General features: G+C 74.1%; 1 protein-coding gene. It reads right to left on the bottom strand.

The genetic code is table 11. The features are described from left to right. Window positions 1-1,058, bottom strand: a 1,058-nt coding sequence (locus tag V7067_RS16835; protein WP_334177045.1) for a DUF2125 domain-containing protein, incomplete at its 3' end; no start/stop codon positions are given. Between the last annotated feature and the right edge of the window lie 158 nt (window positions 1,059-1,216).

Raw genomic sequence — 1,216 nt, 5'->3', positions numbered from 1 at the left:
GGCCCGACCGGCAGCGGCGGCAGGCGGCCAATGGGGATGAAGCCGACGAACGCCCGGCTGCCGCTCAGGGTGATGGTCAGCCCCGATGTCGGCCGCCCGCCGGCCTGCCCCGGCCGGCCGAACGCCGCAACCGCCATGACCAGCGGATCGGCCAGCGCGCCGAAGCCCGGCGCCAGCCCGGCCGCCACGCCGGCCACCGCGCGGGGATCGATCAGCCGCACATCGAGCGTGCCGTCAAGCAGGCCGTCAGGCTTCAGACTGAGGTCGCCGCGCGCCTCGATGGCCGCCGTGCCGGAGCGCAGCGACAGCCGCGTCAGTTCCAGCGGCAGGCCCTGCGGCGGCACCCGAAGCCCCTGCCCGGCCAGCGCCCGCCCGCCATCCTGCGCCGCCAGAATGAAGCTCGCATCGAGCGGCTGCGCACCGGGCGCGCTGCGCCCGCCGGTGATCGTCAGCGCAGCCGTGCTGCTGCCATCCGGGCCGCTGTCGCCGTCGCCCTCCCCGGCCGCGTCGTGGCGCACCATCAGTTCCACCATGTCGGCGGTGAGCGGCGGCAGGCCGAGGGCGGTCACGGCCGGCTTGTCGATGGTGATGACGCCCTGTTGCAGGCTCGCGCCGGAGAAATGCAGATTGAGCCGGCCGTGCAGCCAGCTCGCATGCAGCAGCGCCGCGGCATCCTCGCCCGCGTTCAGCGGTCCGGCGATGTCGGCCGTCACGGTCTGGGGATTGTCGAGCCGCGCGGAGGCGACGACGGCGCCGAGGCGGATGTCCGGCAGACCGCCGGCCACAATCGCCGCCTCGTCGCAGGTCAGCACCAGATGCAGCGGAAAGCCGGTGATCGAGCGGCCTTCGCAGACAAACCGCATGCCCCCCGCCGAGGCCGGCTCGCCCGCCGCCTCGCTGACCGCGCGCTCCAGCGTCTCCGCCGCGCTCCACCAGTAAAGCGACCAGCCGCCCGCCAGAAGCGCCAGCACCATCAGCGTGCCGAGCAGCAGCCGGTGGTGCCGCGGCCGCGCCGGCGGGCCGGAGCGCTGCGAATCCGGTGGCGGCAACGGGTTCATCGGCGGGCTCCTTCTTGTGGCCGGCGGAAGGCACCGGCAATGCGGACCGGGCAGGGCCCGCAGACCGGCCTGTAGCGGCGGGCGCCGGCATCCGGATCGCACGATCATCCATTGTGCGGCCAAAAGCGGCAAGTCTCAGGCAAAGCGTGGCTCAGGCA

It is taken from the genome of Pseudoxanthobacter sp. (assembly GCF_036822375.1).
In the GTDB taxonomy this organism is placed as follows: Bacteria; Pseudomonadota; Alphaproteobacteria; order Rhizobiales; family Segnochrobactraceae; genus Pseudoxanthobacter.
The sequence above is the reverse complement of the archived record's forward strand: the minus strand, read 5'-3'. Positions and strand labels throughout refer to the sequence as shown.